Annotated in this window: 1 protein-coding gene; it reads right to left on the minus strand. The window is 34.0% G+C overall.

Annotated elements, in window-relative coordinates:
* Nucleotides 1–191: 191 nt before the first annotated feature.
* Entirely contained in the window at nucleotides 192–641 is a 450-nt protein-coding gene (locus CN326_RS12035; RefSeq protein ID WP_098309272.1) for a DUF2690 domain-containing protein, read from the minus strand.
* Nucleotides 642–1,243: the final 602 nt, after the last annotated feature.

The following is a 1,243-nucleotide window of genomic DNA, read 5'->3' on the forward strand; positions in this document are numbered from 1 at the left end:
AAACTTTGCAACAGAACCCTAAAGGTTTTTATAGGCTTCCAGACACAAGGACTATTGTAGCTTTGGAATAATGTTTGATCAAATTAATACTAATAACCTTGATAAACGAGCAAAAAGAAAGAGCGTGTTTTGGATCAATCTTTTTTCAAAACACGCTCTCAATATATTCAATTTAGAATTGAACTAAAGAATTAATACCAACGAGTAGCTAAAGGTACATAAGAACCACCACCACCATATACAACGAGAACATTAGCAGTAGCACGTGCAGTATAATATGCATCATTAACCTGTCTAGTATAACAAGATGTTTGTCCTAGTGATTTTTTAGCATAACATGAATATTTTACGCCATCATTTCGTGTAATTATTGCACTTCCTTCTTTTATTGCTGGATCACCACCAAGAGTTAATTTAGCCCAAGCACTTCTACAACTAGGACTATAGCGAAGTTCAATTTCAGCACTACTATGCTGACTGTAGCCTACTGTTTTTGCATCTCTAGCACATCCTGTAGCAATCGGGTCTGATCCATTAGTAACTGCGGCTGCTACTTTAGGTGCTGGTGCTGCAAAAGAAAATACAGAAACTAACATTGTCACAGCACCGATCATTGTTGCCCATTTCTTAAGAGCTTTCATTTCTTAATCCCCCTTTTAAAATGGTTTTAAAATACATAACTATCCTAACATGGAAAAATTTGAAAATAAACATTATTTTGAATATTTATGTTCAAGGCTACAAGCATAAGCTGGCCGTAAACTAAAAGAAGCATAAGTTGACCAAAATGTTGCTTTGAAATAAGGTTTGATCAAAAATACCTAGCAGACCCGTGTTTTAAGACAAATAAAAAAAATCCATTTTGAAAAAAGATTGATAAAAATGGTTTCTTTTTCATTAGATTTAAGTTTGGTTTTTATAAAAAAGATTGATCATTTTCTATCTATGATCTACTACAATCGCGCCCAATCGGAAGATCATTCCAATATTACTTTACAGTAGTTCTATTTCACAATACCCCGTAACTCAAAAAAAGCCAAACACCATTCAACTATATCAATGGTCTTGGCTCATTTTATTTTCTTATTTGTTGTAAGTTAAGGAGATGTCAGCAATCACTGGGAAATGATCGCTTGGAAATTGTCCATTCTTCTGATAGTTAACGATTTCAATTTCATTAGTTATAAGGTTTCCTTTCCCGAGAATCCAGTCAATACGGTTGTCAGGTCCTTTACCAGTAGGA

This window comes from Bacillus sp. AFS018417 (assembly GCF_002560985.1).
Taxonomy (GTDB): Bacteria; Bacillota; Bacilli; order Bacillales; family Bacillaceae_G; genus Bacillus_A; species Bacillus_A rhizoplanae.

Excerpts from the sequence above, each read along its gene's own strand:
- CN326_RS12035 (WP_098309272.1), bottom strand. The coding sequence starts at position 641 with ATGAAAGCTCTTAAGAAATGGGCAACAATGATCGGTGCTGTGACAATG.